The sequence below is a fragment of the Modestobacter italicus genome (assembly GCF_000306785.1).
GTDB classification, from domain to species: Bacteria; Actinomycetota; Actinomycetes; order Mycobacteriales; family Geodermatophilaceae; genus Modestobacter; species Modestobacter italicus.
On record NC_017955.1, the window covers coordinates 3,562,302 to 3,580,563 of the forward strand.

An 18,262-nucleotide genomic window follows, 5' to 3' on the forward strand; every position below is an offset into this window, starting at 1 on the left:
GGACGTCGTCGACCTGCCCGACCCGGTCCGCGGGGTCGGCGAGCAGCTGTCCGACTCCAGCTCGTCGGGCCCCGTTCCTCCCGGGGCGCACTCCGGTCTCGGAGCGGTCAGCGCGGACGACGCCGCTGGCTGGCCCGCCACTCCGTGGGCGAGACGCCGAACGCCTGCCGGAACCGTCGGCTGAAGTGGCTGGGGTCGGTGAACCCGCATGCCCGAGCGACGTCCGCGACGCCGGCGTCGGGCCGGCTGGGGTCGGCGAGCCGCTGCCGCGCCCGTCGCAGACGCCGGTCGACGATCCACTGCGCCGGGGGGAGCTCGTGGCCCGCCCTCTCCCACACGTTGTAGAGGTGCCGCAGCGAGATGGCGTGGGCTTCGGCCAGCCGGGCGACGGTGAGCTCGCGGTCCGTCAGATGTGCGTCGAGGTACAGCATGATCCTCATCCCGAGGGCGTCGTCCATCGCGTCGCCACCGTCGCGCCCCTGCACTGCCGTGGTGAGCAGAGCGCGCACCAGGACCGCGGTGGCCTGGCCGGTGAGGGACCGGTGACCGGCGTCGAGCGCGGTGAGCGCGCGGTGCAGGCCCGAGAGGTGGCCACGGACCAGGTCGTAGACCGGGCTGCGCTGCAGCACGGGCGCCGCCGCACGGACGAGGTCGACCGACACCCCCGCCGCCCGGTTGCTGAGGATGAGGACGTCGTGGCTGTGGGCCGTCCGGTGCGCCAGGTCGTACGGACGGGTCATGTCGACGCAGTTGAGCTGACCGATCGGCATCGCGGACTCGAAGCCGCCGGTCGACACCCGGCCGTCCCCGCGGCGGCGCAGCCCGATGGCCAGGTGCTCGGGGGCGTCAGCCCGGACGTGGCCGGCGGTCCGCACGATGCGCAGCGGGTTGCCGCCGGAGCGCAGCAGCTGCACGTCAGGCCCGAGCCCCAGGCGCTCGACCCGGTGGCGCACCGGCTGGCGGTGATCGACCAGGACGGTGCGCCGCGGAGCCTGCCCCTCGTACGCGGCGTGCAGTGCGTCGGCACGCTCCGCACTGGGCAGCAGGTCGGTGTCCAGCAGCACGGTCACGGTCGTCCCCCCGGTCCAGCCTCCGACCGAGTCTAGGGGGCAGCAACCGGCGCTCAGCCGCCCGGCGAGAGCGGATGGGCGTCCGTCCGGAGATCGTCACCCCGCGGCGACGTCGGTGCCTCCGCTGGGAAGCGGGGCAGCCGGAGCGGGGGCTTGCCGGACGCCGAGGAGGTTCCCGAACGGGTCGCGCAGCTGGCACAGCCGCTCCCCCGTCATGATCGTCTTGGGGCCGCGGTGGGCGACCGCGCCGTGTCGCACCCACTCGGCGACCAGCGCGTCGACGTCCTCGACGTCCCAGCAGGCGACGCACCCGGCGGGGCCACCGCCGTTGAACTCGTCGATCGAGTGGACGGTCAACCGGGATCCGCCGAGGTCGAAGCGGGCCAGCTGACGGGCCACCAGCACCGGCGGTGAGCCCAGACGGTCGGTGTACCAGGCGGTGGCGGCGGCGAGGTCGGGGACGAAGCAGAAGACGTCGGTGACCGACGCGAAGGGGGGTGAGGCGCTCACTGTCACGCTCCAGTCCGGGTCCGGGTGCGCACGTGCCGTGGAGCATGCGGCACGACGACGAACAGCAGGTGCTCGGCCGGGCTGACGCTGTCGGCAAGGGCGCCCACCCGCTGCAGCACCTCCTGGTCGAACGGGGTGGTCCGACGGTCGTGCTGGTCGCGGTGGTCGGCCCAGGAGGCGACCCGGTAGCGCTCGACCAGGACGTCGTCCGCCACGGCGTCGCGCAGCAGCGCCCACTGGGTGCTCCCGCTGCGCAGGCGGCTGGTGCGCAGCTCGCCGACGGCCTCGAGGAAGGCCGCCTGCCGCTCGGGTGGCACCCGGTAGCGGACGACGACCTCCAGCGGGTCGTTCGGGATGACCGCACCGAGCGCGGTCACCTCGGGGAGGAACCCGGTCGTCACCGCGGTCCGGTCACCGATGTCGGTGCGCCGCAGCGGCAGCCAGAGGCCCGCCACGGTGGTGGCCAGCAGCAGCACCCCGGCGAGGCCGAACGAGCGGGTGAGCCCGATGCCGTTGGCGACCGCCCCCCAGGCGGCCGCGCTGCCGGCGAACGACGCGAAGAGCACCATCTGGTAGATCGCCAACGCCCGTGCCCGTACCCAGTCGGGCAGGAACGCCTGGGTGGACGCGTTCAGCCCGGCGATCACCGCGATCCACGCGACGCCGACCGGCAGCAGGACGACGACGGCCTCCGCCGTGGTGCGGACGAAGGCCAACCCGATCAGGCCGGCGCCGTAGACCGCCCCCGACGCGGTCAGCAGCTGCGAGGCGCTGAGGCGGGTGCGCAGCCGGGGCATCAGCACCGCGCCGGCCACCGCGCCGACCCCCGCCGCGCCGAGCAGCACGCCGTAGCCCGTCGCCGACAGGCCCAGCCGGCTCTCGGCGAGCGGGGCCAGCAGCGCCCACAGCACGTTGGCCGGCACCGCGAACAGGACCAGCCGGAGCAGGATGCGGCGGACAGCCGGGGAGTGCCGGACGTAGCGGCCACCGGCCTCCAGGCTGGACCAGGAGACCGCCCGGGCCGCCGGGGCGGTGGCCGGCTGGGTGCTGCGGGTGGCCAGCAGCGCCCCGGCGAACAGCAGGAAGCTCAGCGCGTTGAGGGTGAACAGCCAGGCGACGCCGAGGGGTGCGACGAGCAGGCCGGCGACGGCCGGTCCCACCGCCCGGGCCAGGTTGACGCCCAGGGAGCTGAGCGAGGCGCCGGCACCGAGCTCGGTGCGCGGCAGCAGGTCGGAGATGAAGGACTGGTAGGCCGGGAGCTGCGCCGCCGCGCCGCAGCCGAGCAGGAAGGTGAACAGCAGCAGCACCTCCGGGGAGGTGCGGCCGGCCGCGGTCAGCAGGGCGAGCGCCCCGGCGACGACGGCCTGCACGCACTGCGCGACCAGCAACAGCCGCCGCCGGTCGAAGAAGTCGGCCACCACGCCGGCCGGGATGACCAGCAACAGCACCGGCAGGCTCGAGGCGCTCTGCACCAGCGAGATCAGCAGGCTGGAGCTGTGTCGCTCGACCAGCAGCCACTGCCCGCCGACGGTCTGCATCCAGGTGCCCAGGTTGGCCACGAACGCGGCGATCCAGACGAACCGGAACGTCGGTCGGCGCAGCGGCGCCCACGGGTCCGGGGTCGGCGGGGTCGAGGCCGTCACAGGGAGCCCACCCTCACGCGGGGGTCGACCACCCGGTCGGCGATCACCGGCGCCTCGTCGTACCCGATGACCGGCGAGACTGCCGTGACCAGCATCAGCGATCGGCCGCCTCGACGTCGCCGTCCTGCACCGGGTCGACGGTGCGGCGGCCCGCCCTGACGGGCAGCTCGAACAGGAACGGGGGCTGGGCGGTCGCGTCTGCCGACGCCGGGGCGCCCGGTTCCGGCACGGGTGGGACGTCGGTCATCTGTTCCTCGTCTCTCGGCTCCCGGCTCCCGGCAGCTCGTCGTCGCTCGGCGCCCCGGTCGACCCTCCGCTGTCGAGAGCTGCGTCCGGGGCCGCCCGAGCCGGTCCGTGCAGGCCCAGCACGAAGCCGTGCACGTGGAGACCAGCCGCGGTCGGGCCTCGTGGTCGTGCTGAGGAGCGGGGCGGCCAGGATCCACCACGCCCGGACGTGCCTGGTCGTCCGGCGAGCCTCTCGATCGGGTGCGTCGTCGGACCGCGGGACGCCGGTGTCCCACCTCTGCACGGCACCCCCGACCGACCGGCCCTAGCCTCCACGTCATGCGTGCTGTGCAGATCACCCGCTTCGGCGGCCCCGAGGTCATGGACGTCGTCGACCTGCCCGACCCAACTCCGGGGGACGGCGAGCAGCTCTTCGACATCAGCTCCTCAGGAGTCAACTTCGCCGACACCCATCACCGGGAGTCGTGAGGGGTATGTCAGCCACAGTCACTCCTGGCAGGCGACACCCTCAGTTTGGCTGTCACTTCCAGCCGAGATAGGGAAATTAGTCGCGCTGCGAGTAGTCCGTCGCGCGTCGAGCAGCTGCATTAGCTGCCGCACCTCTTGGCCGTCGAGAAAGCCCGCCACCTCAGCTTGGCCGGTCGCCGAGATCCTTACGTCGACCCGGTTGACATGCCGGTACGGGTCAAACTGAGCGTACCTGTCCGTCAGGTGGAGAAACCGCTGGTTGGACGACCCCACCAAACCCCGTTTCTCCTCCGGTTGATGCGCGCGGTATGGCCCGTCCACCAGGAGATCGGTGGCTTCGATGAGCCGGTGGCTCCCCGCGCCCCGGGCCTTGAGCTCTTTCAGCTCGTATCCGCTGAAGGTGATGACACCGAGGCCAGCGCGCTGGCCAGCTTCGGCGAGCTCCGCGCACCCCTCCGCCTGATCGAACGGTTCTCCACCGAGAATTGTCAGACCCTCGCAGCCGCGCGTGACGGCAAGGTTTACAAGCTCCACCGGATCGTGCACCTCGCCGCCCCGCGACGTGAACAGATGCGGATTGATGCATCCGCTACACCGAATGCTGCAACCTTGGACCCAGACAGCACAGCGGAGTCCCGGCCCCTCGGCCGTCGTGCCGAACAGAACTCGGGCAAGCCTCAGCCCGGTCATCAGAAGTCGAGCCGCCTGCCGCCGCCATTAGGTGGGGTGGTCTGCGTCGGCGCGGTGGAGACCGAAGAGACCTGGAGGCGGCCGCGGACGGTCGCGTACACGTGCGGAGGCACGCCGGCCTCCGTCATCACCTGGTCCGTTCCGGAGAACCCGCCGAGCCGCGCCCGCGCCGCAATGATTCGATCGGCCCACAACTGGTCGAGGTCCAATGCGACGAGGTCGGACGGAGATGCGGTGTTGAGGTCCACCGGCTCGGTTTGGTGCTGTCCAGACGTGGTGGCTCGCGTGGGGGCGAGCGCTTCACCCCGGTACAGCGCCGACAGCTTCTCGGCTGGGTCCTGGGCGAGCCCACGCGTCGGGCCGGCCGACTGATTTGCCACCCCAGCACCACTGGAATACCACGCTGTCAGCCCCTTGGGGTTGGCTGCTCGCCAGCGGAGCCAGCTGCGGTTGAGGTAGAAGCAATGCACCATCCCCACCAGCCAGAGGATCAACATGGCTGAATACAGAACGTTGCTGCCGACACTGTCGGAGGGGTTCTCCTTCGTGCCGGTCTCGACGAAGCTGCTAGCGACGAAGAAGCAGATAGTCCACGCCCCGTACACCGCAGCGAAGATGAACCACCTGCGTTGTCTGGTCTTGGCCCCCTTCATCAGGAGTCCAATCGATGTCAGCGTGCCGGCGCTGAGGGCTGGCCACAAGAGCCAAGCACTGTTGCGAACTCGCCAGCTGCGAGAACACAGCCGCTCTTCGGGGGTGGTCATCTGGTCTCCGTCTCGATGACATGCGTGGTCGCTTCAGCGTCCTGTTGCACGACGGCGCGATAGTCGGCCGTCAGCCTGCTGCCAACGGTCCGGGCTGGGGCGCAGAGCCCTTCCAACAGCTCCATCTGGTCCATGCACTTCGGGCCGTCGACGTTTTCCGTAGCGGCCGTGATGGTGCCGTCCGCGGCCACCGTGACCACGAGTCGGACCGCCATCACGAGGCCTCGAACACGAGCTGTACGGTGCCGTCCTCGGCCTTCTCCGTCAGCAACGTGAGGCCCAACTCCCCGGCTCGCTGGCGCAGTTGTGCGACGGCGCGCTCCTGCACGATCAACCCAGCAACCTTCTCTAGATCGGTGAGCATGGCGAGGGTTTCCTCGTCAGCCGCCCCGTCCACCCGGCCGAGAAATACCTCGCCGATGCGCTGAAAGGTGAGAGTCCCGTACGCGGACGTCGCGCAGAGCCGGTCGTCGTTCCCTTGGACCCCGCTGACCCCCATCCGCGCCAGCGCAGCCAGCAGCAGTTCCGTGTCCGTGATTCGGGTCGTCCGGCACTTCTCGCACAGTGCCGTACTGGAGCCTTCCTTCCACGCGGTGTACGCGGCCATCCCCAGCGGAATCAGAAGCAGTTCGAGACTCATCACCCCTCCTAGAAGTCGATGGTTCGACCGCCGCGCCAGGACGCGACGTCGGGGTCAGAATCTCCGGCCGCAGACGGGGTCGCCGCGTAGTCGTCCCGGTCGTCCGTGGCCGTTGCCGCGACCGCTCGCGTGTCCGCCCAGCGCCGGATCTGGGTGATCTGCTCCGCCTGGGTGATCGACAGCGGCACGGTGTTGTCGACCGCCCGACGAAGGTCTTCGGCCAGCAGGGCCCGCTGCTCTGCGAAGGCATCAAAGCAGGCACTGATCACCGCCTGCTCGATCTCCGCACCGGAGAAACCCTCGCTGATCCCCACCAGGTCGTCGAGGAGCGAGTCGTCGACCCTGACAGCCCCGGCAGACCTGCTCCCGGGCTTCAGCCGCCGAGAGAGGTGCAACTCCCAGATGGGACGCCGTTCCGCCGCCGTGGGCAGGTCAACAAAGAAGATTTCGTCGAAACGCCTTTTTCGGAGGAACTCGGGAGGTAGAGCATCGATCTTGTTAGCCGTGGCGATGACGAACACCGCGCTGGACTTCTCCTGCATCCAGGTGAGGAACGTCCCGAAGACCCGACTACTGGTGCCGGAATCCCCGCCGCCCGACGAACCGAATCCCTTCTCAATCTCGTCGATCCAGAGGATGGACGGCGAGACGGCCTCGGCGAGCTTCAGCGCCCCCCGCATGTTCTGTTCGCTGGACCCGACCAGCCCAGAGAACACCTTGCCAATGTCCATTCGAAGGAGCGGCAGCCCCCAGAGCGTGGAAACGCATTTGGCGGTAAGGCTCTTGCCGCAGCCGGGGATGCCGGTGATGAGAATGCCTTTGGGTGGCGGCACCGACCAGTCCACGGCGTCTGCCAGCCACGCGTTGTTGCGCTTTCCGAGCCAGCGCTTGAGATTCTCCAGTCCTCCGACGTCATCAATACTGCTGGTGGAGGGTATGTACTCGAGCAAGCCTGACTTACGGATTGTCTGCCGCTTTTCGTCCTGCACTAGCGAAATGTCCGAGGCGTCCAGAACGCCGTCGGCGGCGATCGCGCGCGCGAAAGCATTCTCGGCCTCCCACCGGGTGAGCCCCAATGCCGCCTGGACGAGCCGCTGCCGCTCCTCTTGGCTGAGGTTGACGGAGATGTACTGCGCATTGGCAGCCACAATCTCGTCCAGCACGGCAGCGATTTCGGTGGCGTCGGGCAGTGGGAGGTCCACCACAGTGACGACCTTCTCAAGGTCGATCGGCAGGGTGAGCGCCGGGGCGACCAGAACCAGCGTGTGGGGAACCGCCCCGGACTTGAAGGCCAGCGCGGCGTCGAGCAGCGCCCGCACCACGGCTGGTTCGGCGGGGCGACCGCCAGCGCCCAGCGAGTGGTGGAGGTCGAAGAAGACGAAGACCGTGGGTTCCTCGACCTTCGCGATGGCGGCCAGCGCCTCTACTGGCTCCTGTTTGCGCCCCTGCGTGCCCGGCGAATGCAGGCCCTTAGACAGCGTGTAGACGGCCAGGGAACGGCGCCTCTTGAGAGCGGCTTCGTCCGACACGATCGCCTGCACTGCCGTGAGTACCCGCTCCTCCTCGTGAGTCTCCACGAGGAGGAGTGGATGCCGTGCTCTGACCAGTTCGACGAGTGCATCGACGAAGCGGGAACCGCCACTCATTATTGTCTCACTTCTTGATCTCGGACGATCATGCGTGGCAGTCCGCTTGACTGCTCCACACAGTCAAAGTCGGGCAAGCAACTCCGCCTTCTTGGCGTCGAACTCCGCGACGGTGACGACGCCGGCGTCCCGCAACTCACCGAGCTTGCGTAGCTGCTCGAACACATCTGCGCCGCCGGAGGGAGCAGACGAAAGGGAGACGGGCGGCGCAGTGTAGATAGGAGGGGCAGGCCGCGAGATGGTCGCCCGGACGGCGTCCACCATGTTCTTGCCGATCTCCTTGTGCACGTTCTTGATCTCCGCCTTGTTGCCGCTGGCGAAGATGGTGACCGTGCCCATTAGCATCCCGGAGGACCACTGGACAGAACTGATACGGGTGAAAGGGAAGTCCTCAGAGGTCGCACCGGTCCAACCGTCGACCAGGAAAAGAAGGCGACGGTCCGTGCGGACGAGGATCCCATTCCCCTTGCCGTACATCCCGGTGCTCAACTGCTCGACGCGCTCGTCTTCCCACAGGTGTTCGATCAGCTTGCGAATCTCCCGCTTGCTTCCCAGGGTGCTGGGGAGAAGTGCAGCAGCGGCTGCGATATCCGGTCGCAGGTCCTCGGTCATGGGGCTCCTCGCTCGACTGTGCTTGTGCGGCAGTTGACCACATCGGGACGCAACTGGCCCGTAACCTGAGGACTGGTGGCAGCTACGTTGCCGGTGTGGCTGTTGAGGGGGCACCGCGCAGGCAACGGCTCGGCCGCCCGTTGTTGGCGCGAGCCAACGGGCAAGCGCCGGCGTGAGCCTGTCCACGACGGGCGCGCCCCATCACCGCGGAAGTCAGGGCAAATCAGCTGCGTCAAGCGGCCCGTCACCGTCGGCTCCATGGCTCACCGGTGCTGGCCGCGCGCACCCGCACCGACGCCACCATCTGGGGAGCCAGCGGGACCTGGCCGCTCAGCGTCCGGATGCGCTTCGTCCTCGACGGCAGCGCCTGGCTGGCCGCGAGCGCCGCGGCATCCACCTGGCGGTAGACCACCGACGTGAACGTTGAGTGGTCGACCGGCTCCGGCGCCGCCATCCCGGCGGCTCGTCGGCCGGGGCGGGCCGACTCTCCCGCCCAGCCGACCCCGACGAGCCCCTAGCCTGCCTGTCATGCGTGCTGTGCAGATCACCCGCTTCGGCGGCCCCGAGGTCATGGACGTCGTCGACCTGCCCGACCCAACTCCGGGGGACGGCGAGCAGCTCTTCGACATCAGCTCCTCAGGAGTCAACTTCGCTGACACCCACCAGACCGAGGACAGCTACCTCGCCCCGCAGACGCTCCCGCTCATCCCGGGTGCGGAGTTCGTCGGCACCGCCGCCGAGGGTGGCCCGCGGGTGGTCGGGCTGCTCGCCGGCGGCGGCTACGCGCAGAAGGTCGCGACCGACCCGCGGCTGACCTGGCCGGTGCCCGAGGCGGTCACCGACGAGCAGGCCCTGGCCGTCGTCCTGCAGGGCACCACCGCCTGGCACCTGCTGCGCACCTCCGCCCACCTGGCCGAGGGCGAGTCCGTGGTGGTCATCGCCGGCGCCGGCGGGGTCGGCTCGCTCGCCGTCCAGCTGGCCAAGCGCTGGGGCGCCGGCCGGGTCATCGCCACCGCGTCCAGCCCGGAGAAGCGCGAGCTCGCCGAGTCCCTCGGCGCCGACGCCACCGTCGACCCGGCGCTGGCCGACGACGACCCGAAGACCTTCACGGCCGCGCTGCGCGAGGCCAACGGCGGCAAGCGGGTCGACGTCGTCCTGGAGATGACCGGCGGGCACGTGCTCGACGGGTCGCTGTCCGCGCTGGCGCCCTTCGGCCGGCTCGTCGCCTACGGCATGGCCGGGCGCGAGGCGCCCAAGCCGGTCAACGTCCCCTCGCTGATGGGCACCAGCCGCGCGGTGATCGGGTTCTGGCTGGCGCACTGCTTCAGCCGCCCGGAGATGCTCGACCAGGCGATGGGCGAGCTGCTGCCGCTGGTCGCCGACGGCGCCCTGAAGCCGGTGTCCGGTGGCCGCTACCCGCTGACCGCCGTCCGCGAGGCGCACCAGGACCTCCGGGCCCGCCGCACCAGCGGCAAGCTCACCCTCGACCCCTCCCGCTGAACCGAGCAGGCATAGGAGGCTCTGCACCCGGTCTGCGGCCTCGAACCGGGTGCAAAGGCTCCTATGCCTGAGGGGGACTGCTCAGAGCAGGCGGTTGGTCCAGAGCAGGGAGGCGACGATGCCGAGGAAGGCGAACAGCAGCCCGCCGCGGACGAACCACGGGCTGATGTCGTGCGGCTCGCTGGTGTACCCGATCTGGCTGCCCAGGTCCTCGTACACCTCCTCCAGCTCCTGCGCGGTCGCCGCCTCGCTGTAGCTGCCGCCGGTGTCGTCGGCGATCTGCTCCAGCGTGGAGCGGTCGACCGGCACCGGCACCGTCTCGCCGTTGAGGTCGAGGGTGCCGTAGTCGGTGCCGAACGCGATGGTCGACACCGGCACCTGCGCGGCGTTGGCGGCGTCCACGGCCTGGGTCGCCTCCCGGCCGACGGTGCTGTACCCGTCGGACAGCAGCACGATCCGCGCCGGCGGCAGGTCTTCCGCGGCCGAGTCCAGCGTCGCCTGGAAGTTCGTGATCGCCGTCAGCGAGGTGAAGACGGCGTCCCCGATGGCGGTCGCCTCGGCCAGCTGCAGGTTGTCGATGGCGGTGCGCACCTCGTCCCGGTCCGTGGTCGGGGTGACCAGCGTGCTGGCCGTCCCGGCGAAGGACACCAGCCCCAGGTTGATCCGCGCGGGCAGCACCTTGACGAACTCCTTGGCCGCGACCTGCATCGCCGAGAAGCGGTCCGGCTCGATGTCGGTGGCCTGCATGGACAGCGAGACGTCGACGGCCATGATCACGGTCGCCCGCTCCCTCGGCACCCGGATCTCGGTGCTCGGAGCGGCCAGCGACACCACCAGCACGCCGAGCCCGAGGCAGACCAGGCCGAACGCCACGTGCCGCCGCCACCCGGCGCGCTTGGGCACCAGCGAGCCGAGCAGCGCGACGTTGGTGAACCGCGCCGCGTACCGGGCCCGGCGCAGCTGCAGCAGGACGTAGAAGCCGGCCAGCGCGACGACGGCGATCAAGGCCAGCAGCCACCAGGGCGACTGGAAGGTCATCGGGAAGCTCCCCCGCTGCCGGCACGCCGGCGGTCGGCGACGAAACGGACGACGTCGGCCAGCCAGTCGCGGTCGGTCTGCAGCCGCAGGTGACCCGCGCCGGCCCGGCGCAGCCCGGCGGCGATCTCCCGGCGCTGCGCGGCCGCGCCCTCGGCGAACCGGCGGCGGACCTCGGCGTTGCCGGTGGGCACCTCCAGCGTCTGGCCGGACTCCGGGTCGACCACGGTGAGCAGCCCGACGTCGGCCAGTTCCAGCTCCCGCGGGTCGACCACCTCGATCGCCAGCAGGTCCTGCCGGGCGGACAGGCCGCGCAGCGGGCGCTCCCAGTCCGCGTCGCCGAGGAAGTCCGAGATCACCACGACCAGCCCGCGGCGCCGCGGCGGCCGGCGCAGCGACTCCAGCGCCGCGGCCAGGTCACCCCGGCGGCCGCCCGCGGCCCGCGGCGTGGCGACGACGGAGCGCAGCAGCCGGTCGGCGGCCAGCCGACCCGCCGTCGCCGGGTAGCGGTCCACCCGCTCGCCGGTGGTGACGACGGCGCCCAGCCGGTTGCCGCCCCGCACGGTGAGGTGGCTGACGGCGGCCAGCCCGGCGATCGCCAGGTCGCGCTTCTCGCAGTTCGCGGTGCCGAAGTCCAGGCTCGCCGACAGGTCCAGCACCGCCCAGGCCTCCAGCTCGCGGTCGGCGATGGTCTCCCGCACGTGCGGCACCTGGGTGCGGGCGGTCACCGGCCAGTCCATCCGCCGGACGTCGTCACCCGGGTGGTAGGTGCGGGCGTCGCCGGCCTCGCTGCCGGAGCCCGGCACCAGGCCCAGGTGGTCGCCCTGCAGCAGCCCGTCCAGCCGGCGTCGCACGGTCAGCTCCAGCCGGCGCAGCAGCACCTCCGCCGAGCTGCCGGCGCCGAAGTGCGGGGGCGCGCCGTCGTCCGCCGGGCGGTCAGGGGTCCACCCGTCCGGCTGCTCCTCGGGTCCGGTCACACCGGGTGCGGCCCGGAGCCGCCGTCCGGGCGCTCCGGCTGCGACGCCGCGGTCGACCCGGTGCCGGGCTGCCCGGCGGGCGGGCCGTAGGGGTTCGGCTGGCCCTGCGGCTGGCCGAACGGCGGCCGGCCCTGCTGGCCGAACGGCTGCTGACCGAACGGCGGCTGGCCGGGCTGCGGACCATAGGACCCGGGCTGACCCTGCGGCTGACCCGTGGGCGCGCCGAAGGGACCGCCGCCGAACCCGGGCACCACCGGGCCGCCGGGGCTGCCAGGGCCGAAGCCGCCGGACCGCTGGCGCGGGGTGACCTGCGGCAGCGGGACGCTCTCCACGACCCGGCGCACGATGTGGTCGGCCGGCACGCCGTCGGCCAGGGCGTCGTAGCTGAGCACCAGGCGGTGCCGCAGCACGTCGGCGGTGACGTCCAGGACGTCCTGCGGCAGCACGTAGTCGCGGCCGCGGATGAGGGCCAGCGCCCGGCCGGCGGCGATCAGGCCGAGCGAGGCACGCGGGCTCGCGCCGTAGGCGACCCAGCCGGCGACGTCGGCCATGCCGTGCTCGCGCGGGGCGCGGGTGGCCACCACCAGCCGGACGACGTAGTCGACCAGGGCGTGGTGGACGAACACCTCCGAGGCGGTGCGCTGCAGCCGCCGGACGTCGTCCGGGCCGAGCACGGTCTGCGCCTCCGGCGGCGTGGAGCCCATCCGGTAGATGATCTCCCGCTCCTCCTCCGGCGACGGGTAGTCGACCAGGATCTTGAGCAGGAAGCGGTCTCGCTGCGCCTCGGGGAGCGGGTAGACGCCCTCGTTCTCGATCGGGTTCTGGGTTGCCAGCACCAGGAACGGGTCGGGCAGCTTGTGGGTGACCCCGCCGATGGAGACCTGCCGCTCGGCCATGACCTCCAGCAGCGCGGACTGCACCTTCGCCGGCGCCCGGTTGATCTCGTCGGCGAGCACGAAGTTGGCGAACACCGGCCCGAGCTCGGTGTCGAAGGCGTCCTGGCCGGCCTTGTAGATCCGGGTGCCGATGATGTCGGCGGGCACCAGGTCCGGGGTGAACTGCAGCCGGGCGAACTCGCCGCCCACGACCTTCGCCAGCGTCCCGACCGCGAGGGTCTTCGCGACGCCGGGCACGCCCTCCAGGAGCACGTGCCCGCGAGCGAGCAGGCCGACCAGCATCCGCTCCACGAGCCGGTCCTGACCGACGATGACCCGCTTGATCTCGAACAACGCACGCTCCAGGCGGGCGGCGTCGACCGACGGCGGGGTGGGCTGGTCGGGCACGGGCGGGCTGCTGGCAGCGGTCACACCGGCCAGTGTCCTACACCCGGCTGTGCCCGCCGCGGACGCGCGACGGGGCAGAAATGTCGGCCGCCGTCCCCCGCGGTGCGTGGGAACCTGCCCACGGCATCACGGGGCTGCTAGCCTCATCCCGCGTCGGGCAGCTCCCCCCGTGGCTGCCCGACGCCTACTTCTCCCCCGGTGACGTGCCCCGGGTCCTGCCTCAGCCGGTCGGCCGCAGGGCGCCGAAGTAGTCGCTGCCGTACCACATGTTGCTGATCTTGACGACGTCGCCGCTCTGCGGGGCCTGGACCACCTTGCCGCCACCGATGTAGAGCGCCACGTGGTAGATCGAGGTGTACGAGCTGCCGCTCGCCCAGAACACCAGGTCACCGGCCTGCAGGTCGGCCTTGGCGACCGTGTTGCCGCGGAACCGGTACCACTGGTCGCGGCTGGTGCCGCCGATCTGGATGCCGGCCCGCGCGTAGGCGTACTGGGTCAGGCCGGAGCAGTCGAAGCCCCAGATCCCGGTGTCCGGCGGGATGCCGTAGCTGGGCCCGCTGCTGCCGCCGCCACCCCACGAGTAGGGCAGCCCCAGCTGGGTCTTGGCCGCCGCGATCGCGGTCTGCACCGCCGAGCCCGAGGGTGCACCGGCCGTGGTGTCCTGCACCGGCGCGGGCTTCGCCGAGCTGCCGGAGCCGGCGCTCGCCGAGGAGCCCGACGAGGACGACGAGGACGACGAACCGGACGAGGACGACGAACCGGTCGAGGCACCCGCCGACGAGCTGGACGGGCGGGACGCCGGCGCCGAGGAACTCGCCGAGGCGCTCGGGCGGCTCGCGGCGGCCGCTGCGGCGGCGGCAGCGGCGGCCTGCTGCTGGGCGTAGGTCTCGGCTGCGCTGCGCTGGCCCTCGAGGCTGTCCAGGGTCTGCTGGGCGGTGGCCAACTGGTCCTCGACGGCGTCCTGCTGGTCGGCAAGCGCCGCCTCCTGGCTGCGCGCGGCGACCTCCTGGTCCTGCGCGGTGGCCAGCAGGGTGGCGGCCTCGGCCTTGAGCGTGTCGGCCTGGCCGACGCTCTGCTTCGCGGCCTCGTCGGCGGCGGTGGCCTGCTGCTCCAGCACGGTGAGCTGCTGGAGGACGTCGACCCGCTGCTCACCGACGGCGTCGAGCAGCGCGGCCCGCTCGAGCAGCTCCGCCGGCCCGCCCGAGGCCATCAGCGCGACGGCGTCGGAGGACGTGCTGCCCTGCTTGTAGCTGTCCCGGGCGAAGCTCGCCACCTCGTCGCGGCCGCCCTGTAGGTCGATGTCGGCCTGCGCGGCGGCGGCTGCGGCGGCGTCCGCCGCGGCCCGCGCCTCGTCGTAGGCGGCCAGCTTCTCCTCGTAGTCATCCAGCGCGATGTTCGCCGCGGCGGAGGCGTCCGCGGCGGCGTCCTGCGCGGCGGCGAGGGCGGCGGTGATCTGCCCGACCTCGGCGGCAGCGGCCTGCCGCGCCTGCTCGGCGGCGCTCAGGTCCGCGTCGCTGGGGTTGACCGGCGCCGCCGTGGCGGTGCCGGGCGCCATGCCCAGCCCGATGGCGACGGCCGCGCCGACGCCGACCAGACGGGTCGTCCAGCGCACCCCCGGCCCTCGACCGGTGGTGCTCGTGGTGGTGCCAGCCTGCGTGTCCACTGTTCCCCGACTCCTCCGCTGCCGGCGCCCAGGTGCTCAGCGACGCCGGTCTCGACCAGTCCCGGCACACCCGTGGGGGTGTGCTCTCTCGCCGGGGACATCGACCGCTTCGGGGGGACGGCACAGTGCCGTCAGGCGGACCTCCCCCCTCCGGGGGAGGCCGACATGTCGGGGGTCCTTACTCAGTTCACCTGGCGGCCCTGGTCGGTCCAGAAGGCCTGGCGGAGCTTGAACTTCTGGATCTTGCCGGTGGCGGTCCGCGGGATGGCCTCGCGGAACTCGACCCGCTTGGGCGCCTTGTAGCCGGCGATGCGCTCCCGGGTGTGGGCGATCAGCTCGGCCTCGGTCACCGACTGCCCCTCGGAGAGGACGACGAGCGCGGTGACCATCTCGCCCCACTTCTCGTCCGGGACGCCGATCACGGCGACCTCGGCGACGGCGGGGTGGCTGAAGACGGCGTCCTCCACCTCGATCGAGGAGACGTTCTCCCCGCCGGTGATGATCACGTCCTTCTTGCGGTCGGAGATGGTGAGGTAGCCGCCCTCGTCGATCGTCCCGCCGTCGCCGGTGTGGAACCAGCCGCCGTCGAGCGCCTCGGCCGAGGCACCCGGGTTCTCCCAGTAGCCGGCCAGCACGGTGTTGCCCTGGGCGAGCACCTCGCCGCTCTCGCTGACCGTCATCCGGGTGCCCAGCGCCGGCACCCCGGCCCGGGAGAGCGCCTTCGCGCGGTCCTCCGGGCTGAGCTGGTCGTACTCGGCCCGGGGCCGGTTGATGGTCAGCAGCGGCGCGGTCTCGGTGAGCCCGTAGATCTGGTTGAACTCCCAGCCGAGCTCCTCCTCGACCCGGGCGATGGTGCGCGAGGGCGGCGGCGCACCGGCGACGACGATCCGCACCTGGTCGCGTCCGGGCACCGGCCCGTCCCAGTCCGCGGCGGCGTCGAGCACCGCGTTCCACACCGCCGGGGCACCGGCCATCAGCGTCACGCCGTGCTGCTCGACCCGGCGGAGGATCTCCGCACCGTCGATCTTGCGGATCGGCACCTGCCGGACGCCGAGCCCCGCGCTGGTGTAGGGCAGACCCCAGCCGTTGCAGTGGAACATCGGCAGGGTGTGCAGGTAGACGTCGCGGTCGCTGACCTGCATGTGCATGCCGAACGTGGTGGCGTTGACCCAGATGTTGCGGTGGGTCATCTGCACGCCCTTGGGCCGCGCTGTCGTCCCGCTGGTGTAGTTGATCGTCGCGGTGGCGTCCTCGTCCGGCTCGGTCCACGGTCGCGGTTCGGCGTCGAACCGGAGCAGCCCGGACTCGTACTCCTCGCCGAGCAGGAAGCGGTGCTTGACCTCGATGCCGGCCAGCTGCTGCTCGACCTCGGGGTCGGCCAGCAGCACGCTGGCCCCGCTGTGCTCGGCGATGTAGGCGAACTCCGCCGGCGACAGCCGGAAGTTGATCGGAACCAGCACCCGGCCGAACGAGGGGACGGCGTAGAGCAGCTCGAGCAGCCGGGCGGAGTTGTGGCTGACCACGGCCACCCGCTCCCCCTCCCCCACGCCGAGCGCGTCCAGCCCAGCGGCGATCGCCCGGCCGCGGCGGGCCACCTCGCGGTAGGTCAGCTCGCCCAGCGGAGCGGCCGGCTGGGTGGGTTCGTCGACGATGCCGATCCGGTCGCCGTAGACGAGCTCCGCCCGGTCGAGGAAGTCACGGGTGGTCAAGGGCACGCGCATGCCGGCTCCTCGGTGCTCGGAACGTGGTCGCGATCACGTTATCCGCCTGCCAGCAGCACCGGGAGGGCCTCCCCGATCGGCTCGCGGACGACGAGGTCGGCGAGCCCGTCGTAGGGGGTCGGCTCGGCGTTGACGACCACCACCCGGGCACCGGCGGCGGCCGCGACGTCGACCAGGCCGGCGGCGGGGTGGACGCCCAGCGAGGTGCCCACGGCCAGGAACACGTCGCAGTCGGCGGCTGCGTCCGCGGCGGCGTCGATCACCTCGGCGTCCAGCGCCTCGCCGAAGTAGACGGTCGCCGTCTTCAGCACGCCGCCGCACACCGGGCAGTCAGGATCCGGCTCGCCGGCGTCCACCCGGGCCAGCACGTCCCCGATCGGCAGCCGGTGCCCGCACCGGGTGCACACCACCTGGTGGACGGTGCCGTGCAGCTCCAGCACCCCGGTCGAGCCGGCCGCCTGGTGCAGCCCGTCGATGTTCTGGGTGAGCAGCGCCCGCACCCGACCCTGGCGCTGCAGGTCGACCAGCGCCGCGTGCCCGGCGTTCGGTCGCACGTCGGCGGTGGCCAGCTCGCGGCGCAGCAGCCAGGAGCGACGGCGGATCTCCGGGTCGCGGAGGTAGAACGACAGGGTGACCAGCTTCTCGGCCTCGGGGTCCCGGGTCCACACGCCCTGCGGCCCGCGGTAGTCCGGGATGCCGCTGTCGGTGGAAAACCCGGCGCCGGTGAGCACGCAGATCCGCCGCGCGTCATGCAGCCAGCCGGGGGGCTCCACGGCCCCAGGCTAGGAGGCGGGGACCGCTGCCCGCGACCGGCGCGGCAGCCGCAACCGGGGCACCAGCGCCCACACCGCCCCGGCGTAGAGGGCACCGAGCAGCGTGTCGACGACGTAGTGCTCGCCGGACCAGACCAGCACCACCGGCATGAGCACGGCGTAGGTCACCAGCGCGACCCGCTGCCAGACGTGCCGGGCCAGCGGCAGCAGCACCAGGCAGGTGAGGACGGCGAAGGCGGTGTGCAGCGAGGGCACCGCGGCCACCGCGTTCACCTGTGCCTGGCTGGAGTGCAGCACCGCCCCGGCCTTCGGCAGCCCGAGCACCGCCCAGCCCGACCCGCTGATCCGGTCGACGTGCTCGATGACGCCGTCCTTCGCCGCGAGCCACGGCGGTGCGGCCGGGTAGAGGACGTAGGTGACCAGCCCGGCCGCCGACAGCGCCAGCACCAGCCGGACGTAGCCGGTCCAGCGGGCCCGGTCGCGCAGCCACAGCACCGCCAGCACGACCGGGGTCACCACGAAGTGGCTGGCGTAGACCAGCGAGGCCAGGGCCGCCCACCACGCGGCGCCCCAGTGCTGCTGCAGCCACAGGGTGGGCAGCACGCCGTCGCCCAGCCAGCGGTCGGCGGCGGCCGGCTCGGTGACGTGCACCGGCATCCCGAGGCCGTCGGCCAGGCCGCGGCTGAGGTCGTAGAGCAGCAGCAGCGCCATCAGCGGCACCCAGTCGACCAGCAGCCGCACGAGCGCCGCCCAGCCGCGGCCGACGGACTGCACCGCCAGCACGGCGAGCACCCAGCTCAGCAGCACCACCCGGTCGGTGGGCAGCCCGGAGGAGAGGCAGGTGACGACGAACGCCACGACCAGCCCCGCGGTGAGCAGCCGGCGCACCCCGCGGTGCCGGTCGGCCGCGCGGGCGGGCGCGGCCACGACCGGGGGCGTCGCCGGGCCGGCCGCGGTCGTCATGGGCCGGACGCTAGGCGACCGCGCTGCCGGATGGGGACCGTCCCCGCACGGCACGCCG

At 72.0% G+C, this 18,262-nt stretch carries 20 protein-coding genes; 3 read left to right on the plus strand and 17 right to left on the minus strand.

The features are described 5' to 3' along the window. Positions 1-107 precede the first annotated feature (107 nt). The 4 genes from MODMU_RS30085 to MODMU_RS28590 form a co-directional block, all read right to left on the minus strand. Positions 108-1,070: a helix-turn-helix domain-containing protein gene (locus MODMU_RS30085; RefSeq protein ID WP_014741566.1), complete on the minus strand. Its 963-nt coding sequence runs from the start codon at positions 1,068-1,070 to the stop codon at positions 108-110. 96 nt (positions 1,071-1,166) lie between these two features. Next, on the minus strand, positions 1,167-1,580 hold the full coding sequence (locus tag MODMU_RS17055; protein ID WP_014741567.1) for a VOC family protein: 414 nt from the start codon (positions 1,578-1,580) through the stop codon (positions 1,167-1,169). Positions 1,581-1,582: 2 nt separating this feature from the next. Next, entirely contained in the window at positions 1,583-3,223 is a 1,641-nt protein-coding gene (locus tag MODMU_RS17060) for an MFS transporter (protein ID WP_014741568.1), read from the minus strand. 94 nt (positions 3,224-3,317) lie between these two features. Continuing rightward, complete coding sequence (locus MODMU_RS28590; protein WP_166503520.1) at positions 3,318-3,470, minus strand: hypothetical protein; 153 nt, start codon at positions 3,468-3,470, stop codon at positions 3,318-3,320. Between the two features lie 317 nt (positions 3,471-3,787). On the opposite strand from MODMU_RS28590, the gene MODMU_RS27795 reads away from it, so the two are divergent. Further along, complete coding sequence (locus MODMU_RS27795; RefSeq protein ID WP_014741569.1) at positions 3,788-3,937, plus strand: Zn-dependent oxidoreductase; 150 nt, start codon at positions 3,788-3,790, stop codon at positions 3,935-3,937. Positions 3,938-3,955: 18 nt separating this feature from the next. On the opposite strand, the gene MODMU_RS17065 is transcribed toward MODMU_RS27795, so the two are convergent. The 6 genes from MODMU_RS17065 to MODMU_RS17090 all read right to left on the minus strand — a co-directional run bounded on the left by MODMU_RS17065 (position 3,956) and on the right by MODMU_RS17090 (position 8,289). Beyond that, complete coding sequence (locus MODMU_RS17065) at positions 3,956-4,627, minus strand: 4Fe-4S single cluster domain-containing protein (RefSeq protein ID WP_083869828.1); 672 nt, start codon at positions 4,625-4,627, stop codon at positions 3,956-3,958. Next, positions 4,627-5,391: a ComEA family DNA-binding protein gene (locus MODMU_RS17070; protein ID WP_014741571.1), complete on the minus strand. Its 765-nt coding sequence runs from the start codon at positions 5,389-5,391 to the stop codon at positions 4,627-4,629. Before MODMU_RS17070 ends, MODMU_RS17065 begins: the two co-directional genes overlap by 1 nt. Next, complete coding sequence (locus MODMU_RS17075; RefSeq protein WP_197537339.1) at positions 5,388-5,591, minus strand: DUF2997 domain-containing protein; 204 nt, start codon at positions 5,589-5,591, stop codon at positions 5,388-5,390. The genes MODMU_RS17070 and MODMU_RS17075 overlap by 4 nt, the downstream gene beginning before the upstream one ends. Positions 5,592-5,605: 14 nt before the next feature. Then, on the minus strand, positions 5,606-6,031 hold the full coding sequence (locus MODMU_RS17080; protein ID WP_014741572.1) for a hypothetical protein: 426 nt from the start codon (positions 6,029-6,031) through the stop codon (positions 5,606-5,608). A gap of 8 nt (positions 6,032-6,039) precedes the next feature. Next, entirely contained in the window at positions 6,040-7,677 is a 1,638-nt protein-coding gene (locus MODMU_RS17085; RefSeq protein WP_014741573.1) for an AAA family ATPase, read from the minus strand. 63 nt (positions 7,678-7,740) lie between these two features. Continuing rightward, positions 7,741-8,289, minus strand: coding sequence for a PH domain-containing protein (locus tag MODMU_RS17090; protein ID WP_014741574.1), 549 nt, complete (start codon positions 8,287-8,289; stop codon positions 7,741-7,743). Positions 8,290-8,558: 269 nt separating this feature from the next. On the opposite strand from MODMU_RS17090, the gene MODMU_RS28595 reads away from it, so the two are divergent. After that, positions 8,559-8,696 (plus strand): hypothetical protein, encoded by a 138-nt coding sequence (locus MODMU_RS28595; RefSeq protein ID WP_166503521.1) that lies wholly within the window; start codon positions 8,559-8,561, stop codon positions 8,694-8,696. 121 nt (positions 8,697-8,817) lie between these two features. Next, entirely contained in the window at positions 8,818-9,789 is a 972-nt protein-coding gene (locus tag MODMU_RS17100) for a quinone oxidoreductase family protein (protein WP_014741576.1), read from the plus strand. A gap of 81 nt (positions 9,790-9,870) precedes the next feature. On the opposite strand, the gene MODMU_RS17105 is transcribed toward MODMU_RS17100, so the two are convergent. The 7 genes from MODMU_RS17105 to MODMU_RS17135 form a co-directional block, all read right to left on the minus strand. Next, entirely contained in the window at positions 9,871-10,827 is a 957-nt protein-coding gene (locus tag MODMU_RS17105) for a VWA domain-containing protein (protein WP_014741577.1), read from the minus strand. Further along, positions 10,824-11,801: a DUF58 domain-containing protein gene (locus MODMU_RS17110; protein WP_014741578.1), complete on the minus strand. Its 978-nt coding sequence runs from the start codon at positions 11,799-11,801 to the stop codon at positions 10,824-10,826. Before MODMU_RS17110 ends, MODMU_RS17105 begins: the two co-directional genes overlap by 4 nt. Next, positions 11,798-13,108, minus strand: coding sequence for an AAA family ATPase (locus tag MODMU_RS17115; protein WP_041795372.1), 1,311 nt, complete (start codon positions 13,106-13,108; stop codon positions 11,798-11,800). Before MODMU_RS17115 ends, MODMU_RS17110 begins: the two co-directional genes overlap by 4 nt. A gap of 196 nt (positions 13,109-13,304) precedes the next feature. Beyond that, on the minus strand, positions 13,305-14,747 hold the full coding sequence (locus MODMU_RS17120; RefSeq protein WP_231851658.1) for a C40 family peptidase: 1,443 nt from the start codon (positions 14,745-14,747) through the stop codon (positions 13,305-13,307). Positions 14,748-14,929: 182 nt separating this feature from the next. Next, positions 14,930-16,468: an AMP-binding protein gene (locus tag MODMU_RS17125; protein ID WP_014741582.1), complete on the minus strand. Its 1,539-nt coding sequence runs from the start codon at positions 16,466-16,468 to the stop codon at positions 14,930-14,932. Between the two features lie 38 nt (positions 16,469-16,506). Continuing rightward, positions 16,507-17,241: an SIR2 family NAD-dependent protein deacylase gene (locus MODMU_RS17130; protein ID WP_014741583.1), complete on the minus strand. Its 735-nt coding sequence runs from the start codon at positions 17,239-17,241 to the stop codon at positions 16,507-16,509. 9 nt (positions 17,242-17,250) lie between these two features. Beyond that, positions 17,251-18,204, minus strand: coding sequence for a phosphatase PAP2 family protein (locus tag MODMU_RS17135; protein WP_014741584.1), 954 nt, complete (start codon positions 18,202-18,204; stop codon positions 17,251-17,253). Positions 18,205-18,262 lie beyond the last annotated feature (58 nt).

Bases quoted from the DNA above. Each gene is read 5' to 3' on its own strand.
- MODMU_RS17085 (WP_014741573.1), bottom strand. From the start codon at position 7,677: ATGAGTGGCGGTTCCCGCTTCGTCGATGCACTCGTCGAACTGGTCAGA.
- MODMU_RS27795 (WP_014741569.1), top strand. From the start codon at position 3,788: ATGCGTGCTGTGCAGATCACCCGCTTCGGCGGCCCCGAGGTCATGGAC.
- MODMU_RS17065 (WP_083869828.1), bottom strand. From the start codon at position 4,627: ATGACCGGGCTGAGGCTTGCCCGAGTTCTGTTCGGCACGACGGCCGAG.
- MODMU_RS17100 (WP_014741576.1), top strand. From the start codon at position 8,818: ATGCGTGCTGTGCAGATCACCCGCTTCGGCGGCCCCGAGGTCATGGAC.
- MODMU_RS17080 (WP_014741572.1), bottom strand. From the start codon at position 6,031: ATGAGTCTCGAACTGCTTCTGATTCCGCTGGGGATGGCCGCGTACACC.
- MODMU_RS17125 (WP_014741582.1), bottom strand. From the start codon at position 16,468: ATGCGCGTGCCCTTGACCACCCGTGACTTCCTCGACCGGGCGGAGCTC.
- MODMU_RS17070 (WP_014741571.1), bottom strand. From the start codon at position 5,391: ATGACCACCCCCGAAGAGCGGCTGTGTTCTCGCAGCTGGCGAGTTCGC.
- MODMU_RS17105 (WP_014741577.1), bottom strand. From the start codon at position 10,827: ATGACCTTCCAGTCGCCCTGGTGGCTGCTGGCCTTGATCGCCGTCGTC.
- MODMU_RS17090 (WP_014741574.1), bottom strand. From the start codon at position 8,289: ATGACCGAGGACCTGCGACCGGATATCGCAGCCGCTGCTGCACTTCTC.
- MODMU_RS17135 (WP_014741584.1), bottom strand. From the start codon at position 18,204: ATGACGACCGCGGCCGGCCCGGCGACGCCCCCGGTCGTGGCCGCGCCC.
- MODMU_RS28590 (WP_166503520.1), bottom strand. From the start codon at position 3,470: ATGACCGACGTCCCACCCGTGCCGGAACCGGGCGCCCCGGCGTCGGCA.